Source organism: Elstera cyanobacteriorum, from assembly GCF_002251735.1.
Lineage (GTDB): Bacteria > Pseudomonadota > Alphaproteobacteria > Elsterales > Elsteraceae > Elstera > Elstera cyanobacteriorum.
The window spans coordinates 135380-159582 of record NZ_NOXS01000033.1 but is presented as its reverse complement, the minus strand read 5'-3'; the positions used below and the strand labels follow the sequence as shown (position 1 = coordinate 159582).

Annotated in this window: 22 protein-coding genes; 6 read left to right on the top strand and 16 right to left on the bottom strand. The window is 60.1% G+C overall.

Translation table 11 applies throughout. The features are described from left to right. Positions 1–11 precede the first annotated feature (11 nt). Positions 12–293, top strand: a complete 282-nt coding sequence (locus CHR90_RS12890) for a type II toxin-antitoxin system RelE/ParE family toxin (RefSeq protein WP_094409425.1) — start codon at positions 12–14, stop codon at positions 291–293. A 12-nt stretch (positions 294–305) separates the two neighbouring features. Continuing rightward, a complete protein-coding gene (locus CHR90_RS12885; RefSeq protein WP_094409424.1) occupies positions 306–674 on the top strand; it encodes a HigA family addiction module antitoxin in 369 nt (122 codons plus the stop codon). Here the strand turns inward: CHR90_RS12885 and CHR90_RS12880 are convergent, their stop codons facing one another. After that, positions 675–1268 (bottom strand): response regulator transcription factor, encoded by a 594-nt coding sequence (locus tag CHR90_RS12880; RefSeq protein WP_094409423.1) that lies wholly within the window; start codon positions 1266–1268, stop codon positions 675–677. After that, complete coding sequence (locus CHR90_RS12875) at positions 1246–3237, bottom strand: sensor histidine kinase (protein WP_094409422.1); 1992 nt, start codon at positions 3235–3237, stop codon at positions 1246–1248. The genes CHR90_RS12880 and CHR90_RS12875 overlap by 23 nt, the downstream gene beginning before the upstream one ends. Positions 3238–3374: 137 nt before the next feature. Between CHR90_RS12875 and CHR90_RS12870 the strand changes: the two genes are divergently transcribed. Together CHR90_RS12870 and CHR90_RS12865 are read left to right on the top strand one after the other, a co-directional pair. Further along, positions 3375–4394: a TRAP transporter substrate-binding protein gene (locus CHR90_RS12870; RefSeq protein WP_094409421.1), complete on the top strand. Its 1020-nt coding sequence runs from the start codon at positions 3375–3377 to the stop codon at positions 4392–4394. A 115-nt stretch (positions 4395–4509) separates the two neighbouring features. After that, positions 4510–5694 (top strand): acyl-CoA dehydrogenase, encoded by a 1185-nt coding sequence (locus CHR90_RS12865; RefSeq protein ID WP_094409420.1) that lies wholly within the window; start codon positions 4510–4512, stop codon positions 5692–5694. A gap of 33 nt (positions 5695–5727) precedes the next feature. Here the strand turns inward: CHR90_RS12865 and CHR90_RS12860 are convergent, their stop codons facing one another. From CHR90_RS12860 to CHR90_RS12800, 13 genes are all read right to left on the bottom strand, one after another. Continuing rightward, positions 5728–6078 (bottom strand): RidA family protein, encoded by a 351-nt coding sequence (locus tag CHR90_RS12860; protein ID WP_094409419.1) that lies wholly within the window; start codon positions 6076–6078, stop codon positions 5728–5730. Between the two features lie 8 nt (positions 6079–6086). Next, positions 6087–6692: a class I SAM-dependent methyltransferase gene (locus CHR90_RS12855; RefSeq protein ID WP_094409418.1), complete on the bottom strand. Its 606-nt coding sequence runs from the start codon at positions 6690–6692 to the stop codon at positions 6087–6089. A gap of 50 nt (positions 6693–6742) precedes the next feature. Continuing rightward, positions 6743–7009, bottom strand: coding sequence for a DUF2442 domain-containing protein (locus CHR90_RS12850; RefSeq protein WP_170941400.1), 267 nt, complete (start codon positions 7007–7009; stop codon positions 6743–6745). Between the two features lie 11 nt (positions 7010–7020). After that, complete coding sequence (locus CHR90_RS12845) at positions 7021–7290, bottom strand: DUF4160 domain-containing protein (RefSeq protein ID WP_094409416.1); 270 nt, start codon at positions 7288–7290, stop codon at positions 7021–7023. 123 nt (positions 7291–7413) lie between these two features. Beyond that, positions 7414–10920: a beta strand repeat-containing protein gene (locus tag CHR90_RS12840; RefSeq protein ID WP_094409415.1), complete on the bottom strand. Its 3507-nt coding sequence runs from the start codon at positions 10918–10920 to the stop codon at positions 7414–7416. Between the two features lie 353 nt (positions 10921–11273). Then, on the bottom strand, positions 11274–11618 hold the full coding sequence (locus CHR90_RS12835; RefSeq protein WP_094409414.1) for a helix-turn-helix domain-containing protein: 345 nt from the start codon (positions 11616–11618) through the stop codon (positions 11274–11276). Positions 11619–11781: 163 nt separating this feature from the next. Further along, complete coding sequence (locus CHR90_RS12830; RefSeq protein ID WP_094409413.1) at positions 11782–13185, bottom strand: HlyD family type I secretion periplasmic adaptor subunit; 1404 nt, start codon at positions 13183–13185, stop codon at positions 11782–11784. Then, the gene (locus CHR90_RS12825; protein WP_094409412.1) at positions 13182–15017 is read right to left on the bottom strand and encodes a type I secretion system permease/ATPase; all 1836 of its coding nucleotides are present in this window, start codon (positions 15015–15017) and stop codon (positions 13182–13184) included. The genes CHR90_RS12830 and CHR90_RS12825 overlap by 4 nt, the downstream gene beginning before the upstream one ends. Before the next feature lie 277 nt (positions 15018–15294). Next, positions 15295–16533, bottom strand: a complete 1239-nt coding sequence (locus tag CHR90_RS12820) for a glycosyltransferase (protein ID WP_094409411.1) — start codon at positions 16531–16533, stop codon at positions 15295–15297. Positions 16534–16571: 38 nt separating this feature from the next. Then, a complete protein-coding gene (locus CHR90_RS12815) occupies positions 16572–18131 on the bottom strand; it encodes a hypothetical protein (RefSeq protein WP_094409410.1) in 1560 nt (519 codons plus the stop codon). Between the two features lie 110 nt (positions 18132–18241). After that, positions 18242–20023, bottom strand: coding sequence for an Ig-like domain-containing protein (locus CHR90_RS12810; RefSeq protein ID WP_094409409.1), 1782 nt, complete (start codon positions 20021–20023; stop codon positions 18242–18244). Between the two features lie 368 nt (positions 20024–20391). Further along, positions 20392–21087 (bottom strand): fumarylacetoacetate hydrolase family protein, encoded by a 696-nt coding sequence (locus CHR90_RS12805; RefSeq protein WP_094409408.1) that lies wholly within the window; start codon positions 21085–21087, stop codon positions 20392–20394. Positions 21088–21166: 79 nt separating this feature from the next. Continuing rightward, positions 21167–21625 (bottom strand): Lrp/AsnC family transcriptional regulator, encoded by a 459-nt coding sequence (locus CHR90_RS12800; RefSeq protein ID WP_094409407.1) that lies wholly within the window; start codon positions 21623–21625, stop codon positions 21167–21169. Between the two features lie 117 nt (positions 21626–21742). Here CHR90_RS12800 and CHR90_RS12795 point away from each other — a divergent pair, with 117 nt between their 5' ends. Further along, positions 21743–22627, top strand: a complete 885-nt coding sequence (locus CHR90_RS12795) for a DMT family transporter (protein WP_094409406.1) — start codon at positions 21743–21745, stop codon at positions 22625–22627. Between the two features lie 24 nt (positions 22628–22651). Next, positions 22652–23131: a YbaK/EbsC family protein gene (locus CHR90_RS12790; RefSeq protein ID WP_094409405.1), complete on the top strand. Its 480-nt coding sequence runs from the start codon at positions 22652–22654 to the stop codon at positions 23129–23131. A gap of 28 nt (positions 23132–23159) precedes the next feature. On the opposite strand, the gene CHR90_RS12785 is transcribed toward CHR90_RS12790, so the two are convergent. Further along, positions 23160–24203 (bottom strand): NADP(H)-dependent aldo-keto reductase, encoded by a 1044-nt coding sequence (locus tag CHR90_RS12785; RefSeq protein WP_094409404.1) that lies wholly within the window; start codon positions 24201–24203, stop codon positions 23160–23162.

Below are 24203 nucleotides of genomic sequence, written 5' to 3'. Positions count from 1 at the left end.
GGTTTTGGCTTGTGATCAAGAGCTTTGCGGATAAGACCACCCTCGCCATCGCTTTGGGCCAACGTCCCCGGCGGATTGCCGAACCTTTGTATGAGGCTGTCCGCGATAAGCTGACGCTGATCGAAAGTGTGGATGCCGTTGAAGACTTGCGCCTGCCGCCCTCCAATCGCTTAGAGAAACTGATTGGGGATCGCGCGGGACAATGGAGCATTCGGGTTAACCGGCAGTGGCGGCTTTGTTTTGATTGGCAGGATGGCGCCGCCTGGAATGTCGAACTTGTCGATTATCACTGAGGGAGGGACGCCGTGGCTTATACCTATGAAGATGCCAAGCATCTCGATTTCAGCGAAATTGTCGATCCCGATACTCCCATCGACGCGCCTATTCACCCCGGCCGTATCCTGCAGAACGAATTCCTGACCCCGCTGGGGATGAGCCAGTACCGCCTAGCCAAATCCATCGGCGTTCCGCAGCGGCGGATTGGCGAGATCATCGCCAAGAAGCGACGGATGACGGCCGATACAGCCCTGCGGCTGGAGAAATTCTTCGGGCTGCGGGCCAGTTTCTGGCTTGGTTTGCAGGAGCGGTACGATTTAGCGCTGACCGAACGCGCCCTTGCCCCCGTGCTGGCCACCATCACGCCGCTGCGGCGCGACCCGCTGGCGGCTGAGTAGCTACTCCCCCGCCACCAACCGGGCGAGATCGACCGCCGTTTTCGCACCCATCTTCTCGAAAACCCGCGCCCGGTGGACTTCGACCGTCCGCATGCTGATGCCCAACCGGTCGGCGATGACCTTATTCATCAGCCCTTCCAGGATGAGATCCATCACCTGCCGCTCGCGGGCCGAGAGGGAGGCAAGGCGGGAGGCGCGGTCGGCCTTGCTGGCCAAACGGGCATAGGCTTCCGCTTCCGCCGCCAGCGCTTCGAGTAAACGATCCACCAGATCATTGTCGTTGAAGGGTTTTTCGACAAAATCCCGCGCACCGCGCTTTAGTGCCGCGACCGCCATCGGCACATCGGCGTGCCCCGTCAGAAAGATCACCGGCAGGGTGCAGCCCTGCGCCAGAAGCCGGTCGAACAGCTCCATCCCGCTCATGCCGCCCATGCGGATATCCAGCAGCAGGCAGCCGCGCAGATCGGCGCGCCAAGCGGCGAGGAAGGTTTCCGCCGATTCCCAGGTGCGCGCCGCGACACCCCGCGATTCCAGCAGCCAGGACAGGGCGTCGCGAATCGCCTCATCGTCGTCAATGATGTGAACGCAGCTCATGCTCGTCCTCGGTTGCACGCGGAATGGTGAAGCTAAAAACCCCGCCGCCGTCCGCCGCCGTCTCGTACCACAGCCGCCCGTGATGAAACTCGATCAGCGAGCGGCAAATGTTCAACCCCATCCCCATACCATCGGGCTTGGTGCTGAAAAAGGCATTGAACAGATTTTCCTGTTGGGCGGCAGGGATGCCCGGTCCGCTATCCTGCACCCGCACTTCCACCCGGTCGGCTTGGGCCGTCGCGGTGACGGACAATACCCGCCGCCCGCGCGGCACGGCGGTCATCGCTTCGATGGCATTGCGGGCGAGGTTGACGATGACCTGTTCGATCAAAATGCGGTCAGCGCGGATCGGCGGTAGATCGTCAGGCAGATCGGTATGCAGAATGACCCCCAGCTTGCGGGCGTCGGGCGCCAGAAAGCTCAAGGCATCTTGCGCGATCTCCGGCAGGGTACAGGCGGTGAGGCGCGGTTCGCGCTTGCGGACGAAATCGTGAATCCGGCGGATAATCGCCCCGGCCCGCCGCGCTTGCAGGCTGAGTTTGGTCAGCGCCTTTTCAAGCTCTGGGTCACCGCCCGCCGCTTGTAGCCGGTTCAGGCTGCCCGTGGCGTAGGAGGTAATCGCCGATAGCGGTTGGTTCAGTTCATGGGCGAGGGTCGAGGCCATTTCCCCCATCGTCACGAGGCGGGAGGTTTGTTGCAGCTTTTCCTGCTGCTGGCGTTGCCCTTCTTCGGCCCGCTTGCGGTCGGTGATATCGACGAAGGACCCCATCCAGCCGGTATGCTTGCCGTCGGCGTCGATCAGGGGCGCCTCGTAGATCAGCGCATCGAATTTCTCGCCGTCGCGGCGCTGAAACCTTAGCTCGAACCCCGAGGGATAGGGCGTGCCGACCAGCACGGCGTCATGTACCTCCCGCGTGCGGTCGTAATCCTCCGGCACCCAATAGGGCATTGGCGGTTCCTGGCCGATCAACTCGTCGGGCGAATAACCGGTCATGGCGCAGAAAGCGGGATTGACGTAGGTGATCCGGCCCGCCAGATCGCGGGCGCGCATGCCGACGGTCAACGAATCTTCCATCGCCTTACGGAAAGCATGCTCGGCGCGCAGGGCTTGTTCGGCGCGCTTGCGCCCGCGCATCTGCCGCCGCGCCGTCAGTAGGCTGGCCCCGGCGACCAGGGCGAGAATGGAGATGGCGGCGACGATGCCTGCCTGCGCCTCCCACGGGCCGGAACGGTAGAGCGTGACCAGCAACGTCACCCCCTGCCCCGGCGGGTCGAGCGGCATGCGATGGGTCGGCAGTTCGCGCGTCGGGATCAGCGGATCGGGCAGAACCTCGGGCTTGGCCGCCAATTGGGCGTTATTGGCATCGAGCAAAACCAACCGGTAACGCTCGGTAAACCACCAGGGCACATGCTGGCTAATCAGCGCTTGCAGGGATATATCGACAACCAGCGCCCCGCTATAGCGCCCATCGCGAAAAATCGGCGTTACCAGCGGCAGATGCGGCGCATCACGGGCGCCCCGACCCGCCGCCAAGGACACGAGGCCGTAGGCGGGCCGCCCGAGTGCCCTAACCTCGTTCAGCGGCAGTTGGGCCGGATCATGCTCGGCCAAGGAGGGCAACGGCGGCAGCGCGGCGCGCAAAGCACCATCGGCTTCCAGCCAGCGCAAGCGGGTAAACTCCGGGTTGCCCGCCATCATCTGCCGCGCCTTGCCCTCAAAGCCGAGCGGCCCCAGCATGCCGCGCCCTAGATCTTCAGCCAGCAGGCGCAGTTTTTCTTCGTCGGACCCAAGCTGGAACCGCAGCGTCTGTTCGGCCCACAGCGTATCCATGATCAGCGTATGGCGTTCATTCTCGCGCTCATGGGCCTGATACAGCCAGAGCAGCACGCCCATGAGCAGGGCGATCAGCGCCAGGGAAATCGTGGGCAGCGCCAGAATCAAATCCCGGCGCGGGATGCTGAGCCGCATTATCCTCCTCCCGCCACGCCTGTTGGCGGCGCTTGCGGATGTCCACAATAGAGCGAAAGCGCCGGAGCGTCATAGTAAATAGACACAAGAAAAGCGCTGACCTAAACAGTGCCCAAAGAAATCCAGGGGAGAGAAACATGAAGTTCCGTCAGACGGCGCTTGCGCTGTCGGCTGTGCTGGCGGTCGCCAGCCTGTCGCAGACCGCTCGGGCGCAAACCGATAAGCCGATCATTATCAATTTCAGCCATGTCGTGGCCGACGATACGCCGAAGGGCAAGGCCGCCCTGCGCTTTAAAGAATTGGCGGAGCGCAGCACGCAAAACCGCGTCCACGTCGAAATCTACCCCAACAGCACTCTCTATAAGGATAAGGAAGAGCTGGAGGCGCTTCAGCTTGGCGCCGTGCAAATGCTCGCGCCGTCGCTGGCCAAATTCGCCCCGCTCGGGGTTGGCGAGTTCGAAGTGTTCGATATTCCCTACATGTTTCCCAGCAAAGCCGCCCTGCGCAAGATCACCGATGGTAAAATCGGGGCGGAACTTTTGGCAAAACTAGAGCCGAAGGGCATCAAGGGCCTCGCCTATTGGGACAATGGTTTTAAGCTGATGAGCGCAACCAAGCCGTTGATCCAGCCGGAGGATATGAAGGGGCTGAAAATGCGCATTCAAGCCTCCCGCGTGCTGGATGCCCAGATGCGGGCCTTGGGGGCGTTTCCGCAGGTGTTGGCCTTTTCCGATGTCTTCCAAGCCCTGCAAACCGGCGTGGTCGATGGCACGGAAAACCCGCCGTCGAACATGGTCACGCAGAATATGCACGCGGTGCAGCCCTATGCGACGCTGACCAATCACGGCTATCTCGGCTATGCCGTGATCGTGAATAAGCGCTTCTGGGACAGTCTACCATCCGACCTGCGCAGTGCACTCGATGGGGCGCTGAAAGAAGCCACGCGCTACGGTAACGATATCGCCCAGAAGGAAAACGACACTGCCATCGCCACGATGGCGGCCAGCGGCAAGACCCAGTTCCACACCCAAACGCCGGAGGAGCGCAAGGCGTGGCGCACCGCCCTGGCCCCAGTCGCGCAATCGATGGAAGCGCGCGTCGGCAAGGGGCTGATCGACGCCATCCGCCGCGAGACCGAAAGCCTGCCATCGGATTGATTTTCTTCTTTGGCATTGTCCCGGATCATTTCCCCCGTCGGGGATTTGCTCTAGCTTCCTCACAAAACCGACCGAGGAGCCGCCTCCTCGTAGGGCAAACCGAGGAGGGGACCTCATGACCATCGAGAAAGCCGCGTTCGACTGGGCCGATCCGTTTGATCTCAATAGCCAATTGACAGCGGAAGAGCGCCAAGTGCGCGAAACGGCGGCGGCCTATGCCCAGGATAAGCTGGCGCCGCGCGTGCTGAACGCCTTCCGCAACGAAGCGACCGACCCAGCGATCTTCCGCGAAATGGGCGAGCTTGGCTTGCTGGGGCCGACGCTGCCGCCGGAGTATGGCTGTGCCGGCCTCGGCTATGTCGCCTATGGTTTGGTCGCGCGGGAAGTGGAGCGGATCGACAGCGGCTATCGGTCGATGATGTCGGTCCAATCCTCGCTGGTCATGCTGCCGATCTATGAGTTTGGCAGCGAGGCGCAGCGGCAGAAGTATTTGCCGAAACTGGCGTCCGGCGACTGGATCGGCTGCTTCGGCCTGACCGAACCCGACCACGGGTCGGACCCCGGCAGTATGGCCACCCGCGCAAGATCGGTGCCGGGCGGCTATCGGCTGACTGGGTCGAAGACGTGGATCACCAATTCCCCCATCGCCGATGTCTTCGTGGTCTGGGCTAAAACCGACGACGGCGTGATCCGGGGCTTTGTGCTGGAGCGCGGGACGGAGGGGCTTAGCACCCCCACCTTGCACGGCAAGGTCGGCCTGCGCGCCTCCATCACCGGGCAGATCGTGCTGGACGAGGCTTTCGTGCCGGAAGACGCGATCTTGCCGAACGTGAAGGGCCTGAAAGGGCCGTTCACCTGCCTGAATTCGGCGCGCTTCGGCATTGCCTGGGGCGCCCTGGGGGCGGCGGAAGCCTGTTTTAGCACCGCACGCCAATATGTGCTCGACCGCAAACAATTCGGGCGCCCGCTGGCGGCCAATCAGCTTATCCAGAAGAAGCTGGCCGATATGCTGACCGATATTAGCCTGGGCCTGCAAGGCTGCCTGCGGCTGGGGCGGATGAAGGAGGAAGGGGCGCCGCCGGTAGAGCTAACCTCGATCCTGAAGCGCAATTCCTGCGGCAAGGCGTTGGACATCGCCCGCACCGCCCGCGATATGCTGGGCGGGAACGGGATTTCCGACGAATTCGGCGTCGCCCGCCATCTGGTTAATCTTGAGGTGGTGAATACCTACGAAGGCACCCACGATATCCACGCCCTGATTCTGGGCCGGGCGATCACTGGGCTGCAAGCCTTTAGCTAAATGAAGGACCGGGGCAGCGTGCCGCCCCGGCTTTCATAGCGCCGCGATCACCTGGATTTCTACCCGATACTCCGGCTTCGCCATCCGCGCTTCCACACAGGCGCGCGCTGGGGCGCAGCCGGGGGGCAGCCACGCATCCCACACGGCGTTCATCTCGGCATAATCGGCCATATGGGCGAGGTAGACCGTGGCGGTGAGCAGTTTCGATTTATCGGACCCCGCCGCCGCCAGCACCTGATCGATCGCGGCGAGTACTTCTTGCGTCTGTACCGTCGCCGATCCGCTGAGGGTTTCCGGCACCTGCCCCGCCAGATAGACGGTGCCATTGTGAACCGTAGCATCGCTATAGCGGGTTTCGGGATGAATGCGGCGAATCTCGGTCATCACAGGTCTCAAGTCAGCGGGATGTGTTGAACGGCCAAGGCGCGTAGCGCGTCCGGCTCCAGCGGCGCCACCGAGGCAACGGCCCAAAGGTCGAAGAACGGCCCGGGGCGCGAGCGGCTGGCGACCGACGCGAAGCCCGCCGCCTGCAAGGTGCCCACCAGCACTTTTTCGGTAAAACCGCAGCGATGCGCCATATAGAGGTTGCCCGCCGCCATCGCCGGACGGTGTCCGTAGAGAATATCCAGCGGCGCGATCCCCCCGGCGGGCGAGTCGTAAGCCGGTTCCAGCAGCTTATCCTCGGCAATCAGTGCGCAGACGCTTTTCAGGTCGGGGCAGGTGATAACGGCAAACCCATCCTCCGCCAACACCCGGCGAAACTCCGCCAGCGCCACCGGCACTTCATGGGGGTAGAGATGTTCGATGTTATGGCTGGAAAACAGCGCGTTCATCGACCCGCTCGGCACCGCCGCCATATCGGTCATCGTCCCTAAAATATCGGGCTGGACGTTGACGTCGATATCGAACCGCACCTCCTCCCACGCGGGCTGATTGAACCCTGGGGTGGTGCGATCCTTACGCTTCTGGCCGCAGCCGACATGGATAAATTTAGGCACGCGCGTCTCCCTCTTACCTGCCGAGAGCTAACCCGGAGTGCCGCGAAAGATCAAGCCCGCCGCAGATCGGCGGGGCGCGAAGACCGGGGGAGGGGTGTTGAGTCCGCATAGAGGGTTTCGGGAGCGATATCGATATTGCCGGGCCAGACCACTGTGCCGTAATCGACGGTTGCTTTTTCAAAATGCGCTGGGGAGGCAATGCGGTCCCAGGGGGACATTTGAAGAAGGGGCTTCATGTCGAACTGGCGCTGCTCGCCGTTGGCATAGTCCAACCGCAACAGGAAATCCGGCAAAACGGAAACGTGAACGACATCCATCACCAAGCCTCCTATTGCAAGGGCGGAATACGGAAGGGTTCTTGCCCCTCTACGGCGAGAGCCCAGTCGATCATAAGCTCTTCTTCATGAAGCGCAATCCAGGCCAACAGAAGTTTGGTTTGCTTCGGGGGTAAGGTCCCCTGAAGGAATTGACCGTCCGGGATACTGACAACCGCTTCGCTGCCCTGATATCGCACATGGATATGGGGCAGATTATGTTGCCGATTATCGCGGTAGAACATCAAGATAAGCATTCCATAAAACATACTGATCGTCGGCATGATCCCCCCTTTTCCGCGCCGAGACAGACGAGCACAGCCCGCCACCCCCATAAAGAAACCGCCCCAGGGTTTCCCCTGGGGCGGCTCTTTAGGCGTTAATCCTTTGGCCCGAAGGCCGGGGGATTAGGCGATCACAAGGTTACCGCTGACGATGTTGAAGGCGCCAGCAGCGATATTCTGACCAACCAAGGTGATCTGGATATCGCCGACGCTGTAGATGTTGTTACCGTCAACGTCGAACAGAAGAGTGGTGTTCGCACCGGCGGTGACAATCACCTGACGTGCAACGCTTGCACCCGTCGCACCAATACCGACAACGTCCAGGTTGAAGTCGAACACGTCGCCCGAAGCAAGATCAGCCGTCGTTGCAGCGAAATTCAGCGACGTCGTGGCCGTTGCAGTGTTGGTAGCCTTGAACGTGAAGATACCAGTACCATTTGCGGCGATATCGGTGATCGTCGCGTTGCCTGCACCAAAGTCGATGGTAAGGTTGTTATTACCGCCGTTAGTGATGCTGGTCGCCAACGTGTCATTGCCCGAACCGAGGGTAACAGTGGTGGCACCGTTAGCCGTGGTCAGACCAGAGATATCCACAGTCATGTTTGCGGTAATCGTGCTAGCATTGACCGTATTAGCAGTCGCCGAGAAGTTACCGTTGATCAGGGTAAGAGTACCAGACGTATACCCGGTAACGTTGATGGTTTCGAAGTTGGAGACCATCGCAGCAGTCAGCGCAGTGTTAGCTGCCATGCTGGTGATGTTCAGGGTATCCGTACCGGTCCCAGCATTGAAGCCACCACCCGTACCAGCGAGCAACTGAGCAGCCGTACCGCTAATCGTATCGGCATCGGTACCACCGGTAACGGCGGTCGTGCCAGTCGACAGCGTGACACTGTTAGCGAAGTTACCCAGCACGTAATTTTCGACAGTGCCCGACGTGGTGAACGACGCGGCATCCGAGATAGTTACAGTGTTGGCACCCGAACCATTAATGGCGACAAAACCACCATGTTGGGCAGAGGTCATCGTCGTGTTACCGGTCAGATCGAGCAGCTCAACGTTCTGGATGGTACCAGCATTGAGCGTCGAACCACCGCTAACAGTCAGGGTATCAGTACCAGCACCACCTTCGATGGTCGAGGCCGCAACCAAGTTAACGCCCCCCGTGAGGGTGATTGCGTCATTACCAGCACCGGCGTCAACGGCATCGTTGGTCGTACCAGTGATGGTAATAGTATCATTACCAGCGGTGCCGGTAACTTCGAAGGACGCTGCGGCCGCACCAGTGGCAAACGCTGCCGAGCTGAGCAGACCCGCGCGGCCAGTTGCATCGGTCTTCAGGACCAAGTCACGCTGAGCAGTCGTGGCGGTAGCACCATCAACGACATAATTGATCGTAACGCCAGCGGCGGTCAGCGACGACACGTCGATACCACGCCCCGTGATGCTGGTCGCCAACCCATTACGGGTAGCATTCAGCAGACCCGAGATGTCGATGGTAACAGTATCGCCAGCATTCAGAGCCGTACCATCAGCGGCACCAACAGTACCGATCTGGAACACGGTGTCATCGATCGAGGTCGACGTGCTGTTCGACGCCTGGGTGTTGTTCAACAGGAAATCGCTGGTCAGTTCGATATTGAACTGCGAGGCACCCGTGACGTTCTCAACCAGGATCAGACCTTCAAGGCCCTTGACGTTGGCAAGATCGGTACGATCCAGAACCGCCGAATTCACGACAGTCAGGGTATCGTAACGGCCAGCAGTACCAGCATTGGTGCCAGCATCAATGATGGTAGCGGCGTTGATCGTCGCATTGTTACCGACGATGCGATCCGAACCCGAACCACCGACGATGCTAATGCCCTGACCGGCATTCAGCTGGGTGATGTTGATCGTGTTCGTGCTGGCATCTTCCTGCGAACCGGTGCCCGCCGCATTGGCCGAGTTGGTGGTCGAGGTCTGCACGATACGGTCGGTACGGACCGTGAAGGTGCCTGCATCGGCGGCAGCAACAACCGCCGAGGAGAGAGTGACGGTATTGGTCGCGCCACGCAGATCAAGAACGTCAACACCGGTGGTGTTGGCAAACTCGGTCGTGCTGAGCGTGTAGGTACCCGAACCGTTCAAGCCGAGCTGCAGCGCATCGGAACCTGCACCGCCGGTAACGGTATCGCCCGAACCGTAGGTGCTGTTGGTCACACCCGAAGCCGTCGTGATGAAAGCGAACGTATCGGCACCGGCACCGCCCGTAGCGCTGACATTACCAAGTTCGAATTCAACGTAGTCGTCACCCGAACCACCCTTGAAGGTAACATTGTCACCGGTTGTCTTAGTGGTGTTTTGGGTAAAGCGAATGTCTACAGCGCCGGTAGCTGCCGAAGCATCAACTTCGGTAACACTGGAAGCAACCGAGATCAGGTTCGAGGCCGTGCTACCTGCGGTGATACCACCGTCAACACCCGCAGTGCGGTCCGTCAAACCGGTGGAGCCGATAACGCCAGCCTTCTTACCGAATTCCTGAGCACCATTGATAACAACGGTCTTCAGCGAGCTGGAGGCGCTATTATTTGCGCTGACACCGCTGGTCAGATCGACCGTGCCGCCCGTCGCATTGTTCAGCGTGTTCGCAGTCGTCCCATCGGAGGTGATGGTGAACTTCTCCATCCCGGAGGCAATGTTCATGACGCCATTGACGCCGCCGCCAGCACCAGCCGAAACATTCTTCAGAACGATAGCTTGGTTATCAGCGGTGCCCTGAATGGAGGCCTGACGGTAGGTCGCGGCGATCGTACCAGCGGCAGAACCGGCTTCGTTTTCCCACGACAGAGTCGGGGTAACGGTGCCCGTTGCGGTCGGGACGATGTTGTTAACCGTCAGGGTTTCGCCAGTCGTGATCTGATCGTAGACAACTTTGTTCACGCCAGTGACTTCGTACGAACCGGCGTTAACATTGTAATCAAAGGTGGCCGCAGCAAGATTCGAACCGATTTGCAGCGTTTCGATATTCTTAATCGTTGCACCGCCCTGGTAGGCGCCGCCACCGGTCATGTTTACGACCAGGGCATCTTCACCCTTGCCGCCATCGAGAACGTCAGACGAATTCAGCGTGGTCTGATCTTGCGCACCGACAGCTGCACCAGCAACACCACGGATGATGTCAGCAGCGTCCGAACCAGTGATACTGTCCTGAGCGGTGGTCAGGGTAACGGTCTGGCCCGTCGAGCTGCTGGTGCCCGAGCGGCCTTCAGCGGCGCCGTACAGAACGTAATGCGAGACGGCGGTCTTTTCGGTGAAACCGGCGGCCTTCACGTCAGCATTTGCGGCGAGGTACTTGGCACCGTCGAACGAAGCCAGCGCAGCGCTCGGCACGCGGCCTTCGGTGCCACCATTCTTAATATAATGGTCGTAAGCGCTGGCGAACGTGCCCGCAGCAACGGCCTGCAGCACATCCTGATTCTGCGCCAGATAGTACTTCGAGTCGAAGAAGGCGTTCGGATTACGGCCTTCCTTGGCGCCAAACTTCGTGAAGTGCTCTTCAGCAGTCTTGAAAACGCCCTGCGAGATCGCGAGCAGAACGTCCGGGTACTGCTGGACATAATAAGTCGAATTAAAACCGGCAATAGCCATTGGAATGACCTCCTAAATGATCCGCGTGCTTGCCACGCCGACACCAACCATCCGCCCCCGCAGGGGCGGGAAGCAACCTGTGGGTGCCGGGCAAGGGGCTTTCGAACCGCCCTTTGCCGAGCAACCACCGCGAACCATCTGACGGAAAGCCCATCACACAATCCGCTGCGACTTTTGCCCTCATCATACACAGAAGGCAATGGATGGATGACAAATGACAAGCCGTCCTATTGGCTTCTCAAACAACATCCAACCGGCCCAAAATCGCGTAAGACGATTTTAAACCGTAGCGTAACTACCATACGAACACCCCCATCGCAAGGGGGGATGCCGTTTTTTTTAGTTAATAGAAGCTATTGGCGTCCAACCTTAAGAGAGTCAAAACCCGGAAGCGCCGAGTCGACATCATCGAACAGACATTCGTATGTCATCGGGTCATAATGGCGCATCAAAACCCGCACGAAGGGTTTTAGCTCAACCCCCAGCGCGCCCGCCCAGGCGGCGTAGCGATCTGGCGGAATCCGGCCCCGGCCCGATTCGACCTGCGAGATAAAGGTGTAATAGTCAATTCCCAGCGCCACCGCGAGCTGACGCTGGGAAAGACCCCGGGCCTCCCGCAAAGTTTGCAGCCAGACGCCGACGCGCTTGCGCAGCTCTGCGGTTTCTGGCGACCTACCTTGTTGGGGATGGCTATACATGACGCACCATTGGGTTGGAGTACGCCCCTGCGGTTGATCGCGGCCGTTTCTGGCCCCGCCCCAGGGGGTATGTAAGTTGATGTATAGCCCGGTTTGGGCGGAGCGTCAAGCGGTTGATCGCACCGCCGTCCCCGGGCGTGTCCGGCAACGGCGGTGCGACTGATCAGCGTTCCGTCAAGGCCCGGAAGATATGATCCGTCAAGGGCTGGACCATATATTCAAGGGCCGAGCGCGGCGCGACCTTGACCATCGCATCGACCGGCAACCCGGCTTGCAGCTTTAGATCGCCCAGCTTCTCTTCCTGGCCGGGCACGACTTCGAGCTTGACCATGAAGTAGGGGGCGCCCGAGCGTTCGTCGATCAACCGATCCGGCGTTGCCGTAATCACCTTGGCATCGATCACCGGCGTATGGCGGGCATTCAGCGTGCTGAACCGCAGTTCCGCCGCCTGACCGAGATGAATGGCTTCGATATCGTTCGGCGTCACCTGGGCTTCGACGATCAGACGATCATCGACCGGCACGATTTCCATCAACGCCTGGCCGGGCTGAATGACCCCGCCGACGGTGGAGAACTTCATATTTTGGACGACGCCGGACTGCGGCGCGATCACATCGAGGCGCGTTAAAACATCCTGCGCGGCAACCACCCGCTGACGCAGATCGGCAATCTGGTTCTGCGTGTCGCGCAATTGCGCCAGCACGTCTTCGGTAAATTTCTGCCGAAGCTGGGCTGTCTGCAGTTTGGTTTCGCCGATGGCCATTTCTGACCGCGCCATCGACTGGATGTCGTTGCCGCGATCCCCTTTAATCCGGGCGAGGTCGCGTTCCATTTCCAGCAGGCGCGATTTGGGGAAGAAGCCCTTCTTTTCGAGATCGCGCAGACCGACAAGCTGGCCTTCGTAAAGCTGAATCTGCTCGAGCTTGCTTTGCTCCAGCACCCGGAAACCCTGGATCTGCGCCCGAAGCTGTTCGATGCGCTGCTCGTTGATCGCCATTTGATTGTCGAGCGACAGGCGCCGTTCGACAAACTGACGGCGCTGCACATCCATCAACTGCTTAACCTGCGGTTCGGCGGCGCGGCTCAGCAGCTCCTGCGGGAAGGCGATCTCTTTCGCGCGGTCGCGCTCGGCGACCAGACGCGCATCGAGCGCCATCGCGGCGTCAAGCTGGCCTTGAGCAAGCGTGAGGTTCGCCTGGGCCCGGGTTGGGTCGAGCCGGATGACCGGCTGGCCTTCCGTGACCGCCTGACCGTCGCGCACCAAAAGGTCCTTAATGATCCCGCCTTCGAGATGCTGAACCGTCTTGCGCTTGCTTTCGACGACCAAGGTGCCGTGTGCCACAACGGCAGCATCGAGCGGCGCTAAGGATGCCCAAACCCCGAAGACGCCAACCCCCAGCACAATCGCCGCCAGACCGAACCGCATGGGTTTGCGGTAGTTGATCGGCGTTGTATGGTCGGCAACCTCCTGAAACTCGACCCCTTGCAACGTGACGACGGGATTATTGCGATCCGTCGGCACCGGCTCCCCCGACGCAGGGCGAGGGGCTAGCGTTCCGTTGCTCATGTCGTTTTCCTTTCCTGACCGTCCGTAGCGGCCGGACCATTGCCCGGTGCGGGCGGCGTCCCAGCCGCCGCTGCGGGTTGCAGGGGGGTCACCGTCGGCGGCGCCGCCGGACGGGGTTGCTGTTGGGCTTGCGGTTGCGGCGGGGGGACCGGCCGGGTCAATTGGCTGATCACCTGATCGCGCGGCCCAAACTGCGCCACCTGACCTTCCGTTAGCAGCATGATCTTATCGACACCGGTGAGGATATTCATGCGGTGAGAAATCACCACGACCGTGGTTTTTTCCTGGCGCATCTGGTGGATGGCGCGCATCAGCGCCTCTTCGCCGGTACTGTCGAGGTTCGAGTTCGGCTCGTCGAGCAGCACAAAGGCGGGGCGCCCGTAGAGGGCACGGGCCAACCCGATCCGCTGACGCTGACCACCGGACAGCACATGGCCACCATCCCCAATGATCGTATCGTAGCCATTGGGGAACCCGAGGATCATCTCGTGCACACCCGCTTTTTGGGCCGCCTCGATGACGGCGAGCGAGTCAACCGTGCCAAAGCGGGCGATATTTTCGGCAATCGTCCCGTCGAATAGCGCCACATCCTGCGGCAGATACCCGAGATGCGGCCCCACTTCTTCACGCGACCATTGATGGATATCCACCCCGTCCAAGCGCACCGCCCCAGCAACGACCGGCCAAATCCCGATCAGAACCCGCGCTAAGGTCGATTTCCCGGCAGCACTCGGGCCGATAACGCCCAGCACTTCACCCGGCTCGAGCGCGAAAGAGACACCCTTCAAGATGGCAACCTGCGTCCCCGGCTGCATCGCAACCGCGCGTTCCACCGTCAAGCGGCCTTCCGGGCGCGGCAGCGGCATGCTGTTGTGATCTTGCGGCGCCGCGCTAAGCATATCGTTGAGTCGACCATAGGCGGCGCGGGCATTCACCAGGAATTTCCACTGGCCGATCACCATTTCCACCGGCTGCAGCGCGCGGCCAAGGATGATGGAACAGGCGATAATCATCCCGCCGGTGATCAGATTTTCGATCGACAAATAGGCCCCCAACCCCAGCACCATCACCTGCACGAAGATGCGGGTGAACTTGCTGAGACCGACGATCACCCCGGCGCGATCACTAGCCAAGGCTTGCAGTTCCAGCATTCGGCCATGCTTGCGCGACCAGCGCGCAGCAATCCCCGGCATCATGCCCATCGCCTGAAGGGCCTCGGCACTTCGCATGCTGTTTTGGGCATACTGGCTGGCCGCCATCGACATTTTCCCGGCGTCTTGAAGTGTCTTCCGGGTCGAAATTTCGTTCAAGACTGCCAGGAAAACGAGAATGAGCATCGATACGACGCTGAGAACGCCGAGCCAGGGATGAATGAGAAAGGCGATGACCAAAAAGATCGGAGCCCACGGTGCATCGCAGAAGGAGATAAAACCGGACCCCGTGAGAAATTCCCGGACCGTATTGAGATCCCCGAGCGCCTGGGCGCCACCGCTCGGGCGGCTTCCGGGAGTAAAGACAGCGCGAAAAACCTTATGGCTTAACTGTCGGTCCAAATGGGCCCCGACACGAACCAGCACGCGAGAGCGAACCAGCTCGAGCAGTGCCATCATCAGCAGCATGGCACCGGCGATAATCGTGAGGAACACCAGCGTCGATTCGCTGCGGCTGACCAGCACCCGGTCGTAAACCTGCAACATGTACAGCGGTTGCACGAACATGAGCAGATTGATGACGAAGCTGAACCCCGCCGTGGCCCAAAAAGCCCCGCGGCAGGTACGCAACGCGCGCTTCAGCGCGCTGACCTTCGCCGTATCGTTTTTACCTTGAGACACCTAGGCGCACTCCTTCTCGCCTTGCCTGCAACGACGAGCGACGCCCCTGCAATAGGCAGCGCGGCAGACCGTTAACAAGTTACTGTATATTGTGCGGCGCGTAAGACTTAATCGACAAAGCGAATGGGGTCAACCTGACATGGCGAACAGCCGTGCGCAAGCAGAACCCTTTCGGTCACCTGTTGAATAAGGCAGGCGTATAGATGGGAAAAACTGCCCTTAATACAAGGCTTTGCCTGAGTAATTGCCCGCATGGCGCCTGCGCGAAAACGCGGGTTTATCTGCGGGTCTTTGCCGCGACCGCACGAACGAGCTCGATTTGAGCCGGAAGACACACGGTGTTAAGATCATATTTTTCAATGATCTTGCGCCGCGCCGCTTGGCGCATTGGCCGATAGAAATCGGGCCGCGCCAATCCATCCAGAACGGCGGCGGCCAAGGCTTGCGGATCGAAAAAATCAACGAGCACGCCGGTCTGACCGTCTTCGACCACTTCCATCACTGGGGCCGTGCGCGAACCGATGATCAGGCATTCGCAAGCCATCGCCTCCATCAGCGACCAGGAAAGAACGAACGGGTAGGTGAGATAGACGTGAACCGCCGAGAGTTGCAGCAGGCCGATAAAGGTATTGTAAGGAAGATTGCCGAGAAAATGCACCCGGTTCCGGTCAATCCGATCCGCAACCTCGTTTAAGAAGCGTTGCTTCCACGAGGGGCCGCCCGGCGGCGGCGGCGCGCCATAGCTGACCCCATCGCCGCCAACGATCAGCACATGCGCCGTCGGGTGCTTTTCCAGAATCTCCGGCAGCGCCCGCATGAAAATATGGTAACCGCGATAGGGTTCGAGGTTGCGATTGACGAAGGTGATCACCGGATCGCCCGCCTTAAGGGCGATCCCCTTCTCCTGAAGCGTAAGACGAATCTCCGGGTTCGCCCTGATAGTGTGCGTATCGACGCCATCATGGATCACGGTCATGCGCGGCCACTCGCGCTCCGGGTAGGTTTGCTTTTGCCACTCGGTCGGCGATAGGCCCCAATCCATTTGATGCAAGGCCCACAGCGGCGCGGGCTGCTTGCTGACGATGCGAATGTAATTATCGAGACTCGGGTTGCTGAATTCGGGATCGAACTCGGTATCCCCACCCCGGCTGTGGTAAAAAAACTCAAGGAAGTGCAGTTGCCGGGCGTTCGGCCAAACCTCACCCAGCAAGAGGGTCTCCCCCCACCCGGGATGGCCGATGATCACATCGGGCGTAAACCCGTCTTTTTGCATCGCCTGTGCCATGCGCGCAGCAGAGGTTGCCCGCAGCATCTTGGCTTCAAAATCGCTGACAGAAGGGGGAAGATTCGGGGTCGACCCATGCGACGGCGCATGCGCAAAAGCCGCGATGCCCGGAAACTGCTTGCCCGCCTGCATCGACAGCGCCGCGACGGAAACACCGCTCATAGAAGCCAGGGCCGGTGCCAGCGCTTTAAACTGGCCCGGGAAATTCTGATGAACGAACAAAAGTTTCATAAGATGGTCAACCGCCCCGCCCAATGGGGCGGCAGCCCTTAGATGCTGTCAACCGACGCGACACCGGCGACCATTTGCGACGGTTGGAACACGCCCAACAGCACAACCCGCGTCGTTTCGTTGAATTGAATGATGATATCGCCCGCCGTAGTGAAGATCACATCCGGCTGCTTTACCAGCAACGTCGGATCGTTGATCACCAAAAGATCGACACCAAAATCGAAATTCTTGATCCGGGTATCCCCCGTTTCGACCAGCACATTTTCTTGCGCAGTGGTCAAGACGATATTTTTGACGGCCGGAACCACCACCGCAGGACCACCTAGCGTTATCACGCCCGATTGGTCAACAACCTCAGCCTGATCCAGTTGCGTTGCAACCACATCGATCAATCGCAGATCCACGTTATTTTGATGGAACTGGAGGGCGCCGCCTTCAAGAGTGATATCTAGGCTGGTTGCCGCCGTCACGGTCGTCGGCGCAACAGCCGTCGCGGGCTTCGCCCCGGCTGTCGCTGCAGGGGCGTTTGCAACCGGCGTTGACGTCACCACCGGAACGATTTCTGGTAGGGAAACATGATCCTGGCCCGACGATAGTAGTGCGGGCGCACCAACCGAGCTATCAGCCTGTAGAACGAGCAAGGGAGCTGCTGGCGCCATAAGGGCATTCGACACGCCCCCGGTCGGTACAGTTTGACTGTTCCAACCGACCGCATCCGCCCCCAGCAAGGGTGTAATCGTATCGGAATAGCTATGATTTTCGGGTTGTGATGGTGCCGTCGTTCCCTGAGAGGCCGTCAGAATACCAAGATCATCTGACCCCGCAGCATCCACTACGGCAACATCAGCCACTAGCTTATGCGCTTCCGGCGCGATTTTCAAATCGGGTCCAGCGTCGAGGCCCAGCCCATCCTCGGACGAAAAAACGTCCGCCTGCGCCTGAGAGATCGCGGCCGCCAGCATAACCAGGGCCATCGAATGTTGGAGCGTATCGCCGGCGACCATCTTGCGCGACGACGGCAAATCCATCCCACCATCGCCCCGATCCTTCGCCTTGCTGTAGAGCAAGGTCATGGCCCGGTCGATCCAGTCGGCTTTGGCCTTGGCCGCTGCATCACCTGCCGCCTCGGCCTTCGCCGCAGTTTTTTCGACCGGGGTCGCCGCTTGACTTTCCTCAGTCGCTAGGAAGGAAGCCGCAACAAAAGCGACAAGCAGCATAAACGGATGCAGCACCACGGACCGATCCGTCTGCGACGTCTGCTGACGTTCCATCGTCTGCACGGGCTGCAACTGGCGCACGACATCATGGAGATTGACGCCGCTGACCACGCCACCGGACGATAGGCCATGCACTACGATCTCGCCATTGATGCGGGCGAAATGGGCAATCACATCTTCCGACTGGACGCTGTAGAAAACGAACCAGGGATCGCCCTCGTCCGATAGGCCCATATCGGTCTCGATCGTCATCCCTGATTGGCGCAACACATGCGCAACCCGAAACAGCTCGCCAAGCTCAGTCGTCGTCCAGGGCGGACCAACGCGAACCTGCGGGCGCGGCGTAAAGGGAATGATTTTGGCCAGACCGTTATAGTTCACGGATCAACGAGCCTCCATTGTCAGGGCCGTAAGCCTAACAGAGATTAGGAAGTCGAGACAACTCTCTGCCGAACGGATTTGTGACAGGTGGCGTATTTTTGCCACGCGCCTCAACCGATCAACGTTATATCGCCCCCGGCAATCGTTATGCCGCTGCCAGCGGTTACCCCGGTGAGCTTGATCACCACATCGTTGGTGGAGAGGCCTGCTGTACCGTCGCTAATGAACACGAAGGCATCACCGCCCTCCTGCCAAATCACGGTCGCATTCGCCGTACTATACGCATCGGCAACGGCCGCGATATGCTGCGCGAGGGTGGTATCGCCAGCATTGAAAGTGACGAGACCCTTCGCAGAGACTGAGGCAACTTCGCCCGCCACGTCTGGCGTCGTCTTGATGATCAGGTCTGCCGAAAAATCGAGGCGATTATCCGTCCCCGCCCGCCAATCGGTGATCGTATCGAACTTCGTGGCCGAAGCATCCTTCGTCGCCGAATTATTGAAGACGAAGACATTACTCCCCGCCCCGCCGGTAATCGTATCGAAGCCCTCACCACCCGTGATCGTATCGGAGTAACGGGTCGCGATAATCACATTATCGCTGGCGTTCCCGACAATTTTCGATCCGAAGCTCAAAACACCAGACAGGTCGATATTATTCGATGGATTGCCGCCGATGTCTGCTCCGCTGATCTTCTGGGTTCCCAAATCAGCTTCCACCAGGGCGGTCGCAACGCCCGTGGCGACGATCTGACCACCGGTATTGGTGATGGTGAAATTCGTCCCGGTGCTAAAGTTCAGCGTCGTCGTGTCGGAAATCCCGGCAAAATTATTACCGTCCTTATCCTTCACAAACCCGGCGTCCATTTTAACGTAATAAGAACCGTTCGCCGCGAGATCATCGGTCGGATTGATCGTTAGCTTCGTCGTCGCCACTTTGACCGCCGACGATTTGACCGTGAAAACCTCCACCAGCGTTCCATCGGCTTTATAAAGGTAGAGAGACCCGCTCGCCCCCAACGACACTTCCTTATTAAAGGTAATCGTCAGATCGGCCTTCGGGTCTGCACCGCTAGCATTGTCTGCCGGAACCGAGGACGCGATTTTCGGCGAATTTGCGCTGACGTAGTAGGCAGGAATGGTCTTACCCGTCGTATCCAGACCGACGGGAATATACAAAAGCGCCCCCGCCACGGGCGTGAAATCCGTCGGAATCGTCAACTTCGACACATCGACCCCCGAGTCCGAGGGCAGGGTAAACGTCCCGAGAAACGGCGCCATCTGTACAACGCGCGCATAGGCCGCTGAAAATTTTCCGGCGAAAATCGCATCGGTGAAGGTTTTATCGGCTTTAAAGGAGGCTAAGTTGATGCCATTGCCCAAGCTGCGCCCTTCAGCAATCCCGTAATTGACGAAATGGTCATAGGCGCTGATAAAACTACCGCGCGCGACCGCCGCCTGAACATCGGGATTGGCCGCTAGGTAAGACGTTTGCTCGAAGTAGGGGCTGGGTGTCCGCCCGATTACAGTGCCAGCGCGGGCAAAATGCTCGAACGGCGTAATTTCGTTGCGATACACGAGGACCGCAACATCGGGATTATGCTTCAAATAATAGTTCGTATCGAAGAACGCACTTGGATCACGCGCCTCCTTGATACCAAAATTGATAAAATGATCATAGGCGGTCATTTTTTTTGCACTGACAGACGTTGCCACGTCAGAATATTTCGACAAATAGAAATTTGCGTCGAAATAGCCGTTCGGATTGCGCTTTTCTGCCGCGCCAAACTTTTGGAAATGCTCTTCGGCCGTCGTCGCGCCCCGGGCAACTGCCGCCGCGACATCCTTATTCATGCGCAGGTAATACGCTTCATCGAAAAAGGGGATGGCCATTGTCACAAATCCCTCAGCAAGACCGAACCACCAGCCGCCCCTGTCATACAAAACACTTGCGGACTGGCCTATCTCGTGTCAGTAAGACAGGCACGTCTTAGTGTGTACTGCCCTGACACCTGCCGGTAAGGTAGTCGGTACGCCGTCCAATTGGAACGGGAAAAAAATGCCGCCCCTGGGGTTTTCCGCTTAATCCTATTGTTTTGTTAAGACTCACCCCCTATGATGAAAAAACCTGCTAAGCGACATTGCCTCTGTCCTATCAGGGCCGGTCATGCGATCTGACCGGAGGACCGCCTTAGATCCTGCTTGCAAACATGAATAACCCCCGGGTTGCGCCTCGGGGGTTATTTATTTCTGGGTCTGGATCAGGCGGGTTGGATCGTCAGTTGAATATCGCCCAAACCGTCAATGCCGCCCGTCACCACATCGCCCGGCACCAGCGGGCCAACCCCGGCAGGCGTACCGGTCATGATCAGATCGCCCGGCGCCAAGGTGACGGAGCGGGAGAGGAAGGCGATCACATCGGCCACCGGCCAGATCATATCCACGAGATCACCACTTTGCTTTTCAACGCCATTCACCGCCAGCCAAATCCGACCTTTGGCCCCTTGTGCCCCAGCGGCAACCGGCGTGATCGGCCCGACCGGCGCCGAGAGATCGAAACCCTTGGCGAGATCCCAGGGCCGCCCCGCCGCCTTGGCGACGCCTTGCAGGTCGCGACGGGTTAGATCGATGCCGACGCCATAGCCGTAGACATGATCCAGGGCCGTTTCTGCCGGAATAGCCGCCCCGCCGTGACCGATGGCGACCACAAGCTCGATTTCATGGTGCAGATTCCGGGTTTCCGGCGGATAGGGGATGCTTGCCCCGCTCTCGACGACTGCATCGGCGGGCTTGGAGAAGAAGAAGGGCGCTTCCCGCTCTGGGTTATGCCCCATCTCGCGGGCGTGCTCGGCGTAATTGCGGCCGACGCAGAAAATACGGCGCACCGGAAAACGCGCGGTTTCGCCAGTCACGGCCACCGAGGGCTGGGGCGCCGGGGGGAAAATATAGGCCGTCATGCTGTGCTCGCTTGTCAGTCAACTTGGGGAAAACATGGTCGGCAAGCCCCCGCGCTTTGGCAAGCCCCGCGCGCGCACCTCAGCCCAGCGGCGGCAGGCGGCGCGGCACGGGGGAGGCTTTGACGATGGCACTGCTGGTTTCCGCCCGCTCGCTTAGCCCCTCCAAAATCTCGTCGAGTTGCTCGATATCGCGCAGCACGATGCGCACGATGAAACAATCGTCGCCCGTCACCTTATCGCATTCGATCACATAGGGTTGCTCCTCCAGCGCGCGCTGAACCATGTGAAGCTGCCCCGGTAGCGGCTTGACGCGGACAATGGCTTGCAGCCGATACCCAAGGGCTTTTTGATCGAGATCGACCGTATAGCCCCGGATTACCCCGGCCCCCTCCAGCCGTTTCAGCCGGTCGGAAACGCTGGGCGCCGATAGGCCGACCTGCTTCGCCAAAGCGTTCAACGGCTGGCGGGCATCCGCCGCCAGGGCTTCGACCAGCGCCCGATCCACCGCATCAAGCGCGGAAACTATGAATGAAGGCATTTTTGCTTAATCTCCTTTCTATCAAAGGAACTAACGGATAATAGCCTATTTTCACCCATAGAGACCAGCCCCCGCCCCTGTCATTCTATCAATAGTTTTTACCTGAGGGGGTGTCTCATGGACCGCTTCGACCGTCGCGGCACCGGCGAAATGATCGCCGCGATGCTGATTTCCGGCACCATCGGCTGGCTGGTGCTGCTGTCGGATCAGCCGCCGCTGACCGTAGTGTTTTTCCGCTGCCTGATCGGCGCGCTCGTTCTGTCGCTGATGTTGCGCCGGGTGCCGCCCGCGGTCTGGACCCACGCGAGCCTGCTGCTGGCGCTGCTTGGCGGGTTGGCGCTGGTGGGGAATTGGCTGCTGCTGTTTGCCTCCTTCAGCCGCGCCTCCATCTCGATGGCGACCGCCGCTTATAATGTGCAGCCGTTTTTGCTGGTCGGACTGGCAGCCCTGGTGCGGCGCGAGCGCCTGCCGCTCTGGAAACTTCTGTGGCTGGTCACCGCCTTCGCCGGGCTGCTGCTGGTCGTGCAGGTGGAACCGGACGTTCTGATCGAACCCGGCGCCTATCTGTCCGGTATCGCGTTGGCCTTGGGCGCGGCGTTTCTCTATGCCGTTTTCAGCCTGATCACCAAGCAGTTGACCGGCATCCCGCCGCAGCACCTAGCGCGCGTGCAACTAGTCCTCGGCACGCTCGTTCTGGCGCCGCTGCTGGCCTGGGATAAGCTGCCGACGACGCCGCTGCCCTGGGGTTTGCTGATCACGCTCGGCGTCGTCCACACCGGCATTATGTACACATTGCTCTATAGCGCCTTACAGCGCCTGCCGACCAGCGCCACCGCCGCTTTATCCTTCATCTATCCCATCGCGGCGATCCTGGTGGATTATTGGGCCTTCGGCCAGAAGCTGCACCCCAGCCAGTTTTTGGGGGGCGGGCTGATCCTACTGGCGGTCGCTGGGGTTTCGTTCGGGTGGCGGCTCAAGCGCGCGGCCCCGCTTGAGGCCTAGGGAGAATTTGTTAATCTAACGGGTATGAAACCCGCCACTGCTCCGACTGCCCTGCGCGTGCAAGCGCTGCTCGGCCCCGCCTTCACCGTTTATGAGTTCGATCAGCCGACGCGCACGGCCCAGGAAGCCGCCGAGGCCCTGGGCTGCGCCGTCGCGGCGATTGCCAAATCGGTGATTTTCCGCGCCCCGACGTCCGACAGGTCGGTGCTAGTCGTCACCTCCGGTGCCAATCGGGTCGATGAAGCCAAGGTGACGGCCGTGATCGGCGAACCCATCGCCCGCGCCGACGCCGCCTTTGTGCGGGAGCATACGGGCTATGCCATCGGCGGCGTCTCGCCGGTCGGCCATGCCAAGCCGGGGTTGGTACTGATCGATGCAGATCTTATGGCGATGACTGAGTTTTGGGCTGCCGCCGGAACGCCGACCAGCATCTTCCGCCTTACCCCCGTCGATCTGACGGCGCTGACCGGCGGGACGGTGGCCGAGGTCAAGCAGACCGTTTAACCGGGGGCCGAAGCCCCCGGACTAAGGCTTACGGGCAGGGATAGGGGTGGATCTGATGCGCCGCCTCAATCTCTGCCAAGACCTCATCCGACAACGTCACGGCGGCGCTGGCGATGTTGGTTTCAAGCTGTTCCAGCGTGGTTGCGCCGATGATATTGCTGGTCACAAACGGGCGGCTATTGACATAGGCCAGCGCCAAATGGGCCGGATCAATGCCATGACGGCGGGCAATATCGACATAGAGTTTCGCCGCCGGTTCCGCCTGGGGGGTGAAATAGCGGGTAAACCGGTCGAACAGCGTCAGCCGTGCCCCGGCGGGGCGGGCGCCATCGAAATATTTCCCGGCCAGCACGCCCATCGCTAGCGGCGAATAGGCCAGCAGCCCAACGTCTTCCTGAATGGCCATTTCGGCAAGCCCGACCTCGAAGGACCGGTTCAGCAAGCTATAGGGGTTCTGGATCGAGACGACGCGCGGCAGGTTCAGCGTTTCTGCCGCACGCAGAAAGCGATGCACGCCCCACGGGGTTTCGTTCGACAGGCCAATCGCGCGGATTTTCCCAGCCGTCACCAAATCGGCCAGCGCCGCCAAGGTATCTTCAATCGGCACGGCGTCGGGCGACGGGGTATGCACATAGCCCAATTGCCCGAACATATTGGTCGCCCGATCCGGCCAGTGGATTTGATAGAGATCGACGTAATCGGTGTGCAGCCGCTTCAGGCTGGCGTCGATGGCGGCATTGATATTGGCGCGGTCGAGCTTGCGGTTTTCCCCACGCACATGGGGCATGGCCCGCCCGCCGCCCGCAACCTTGGTCGCCAGCACGATTTTATCACGCACGGCAGGCCGCTTCGCGAGCCAGGTGCCGATAAAGGCTTCCGTCCGCCCCTGGGTTTCGGCGCGCGGCGGCACCGGGTACATTTCCGCCGTATCGATGAAATTGATGCCCCGATCCAGGGCGAAGTCGAGCTGCGCGTGGGCTTCGGCTTCGGTATTCTGTTCGCCCCAGGTCATCGTGCCCAGGCAAATCAGGCTGACCTGCACATCGGTGCGGCCTAAGCGTCGGAGTTCCAT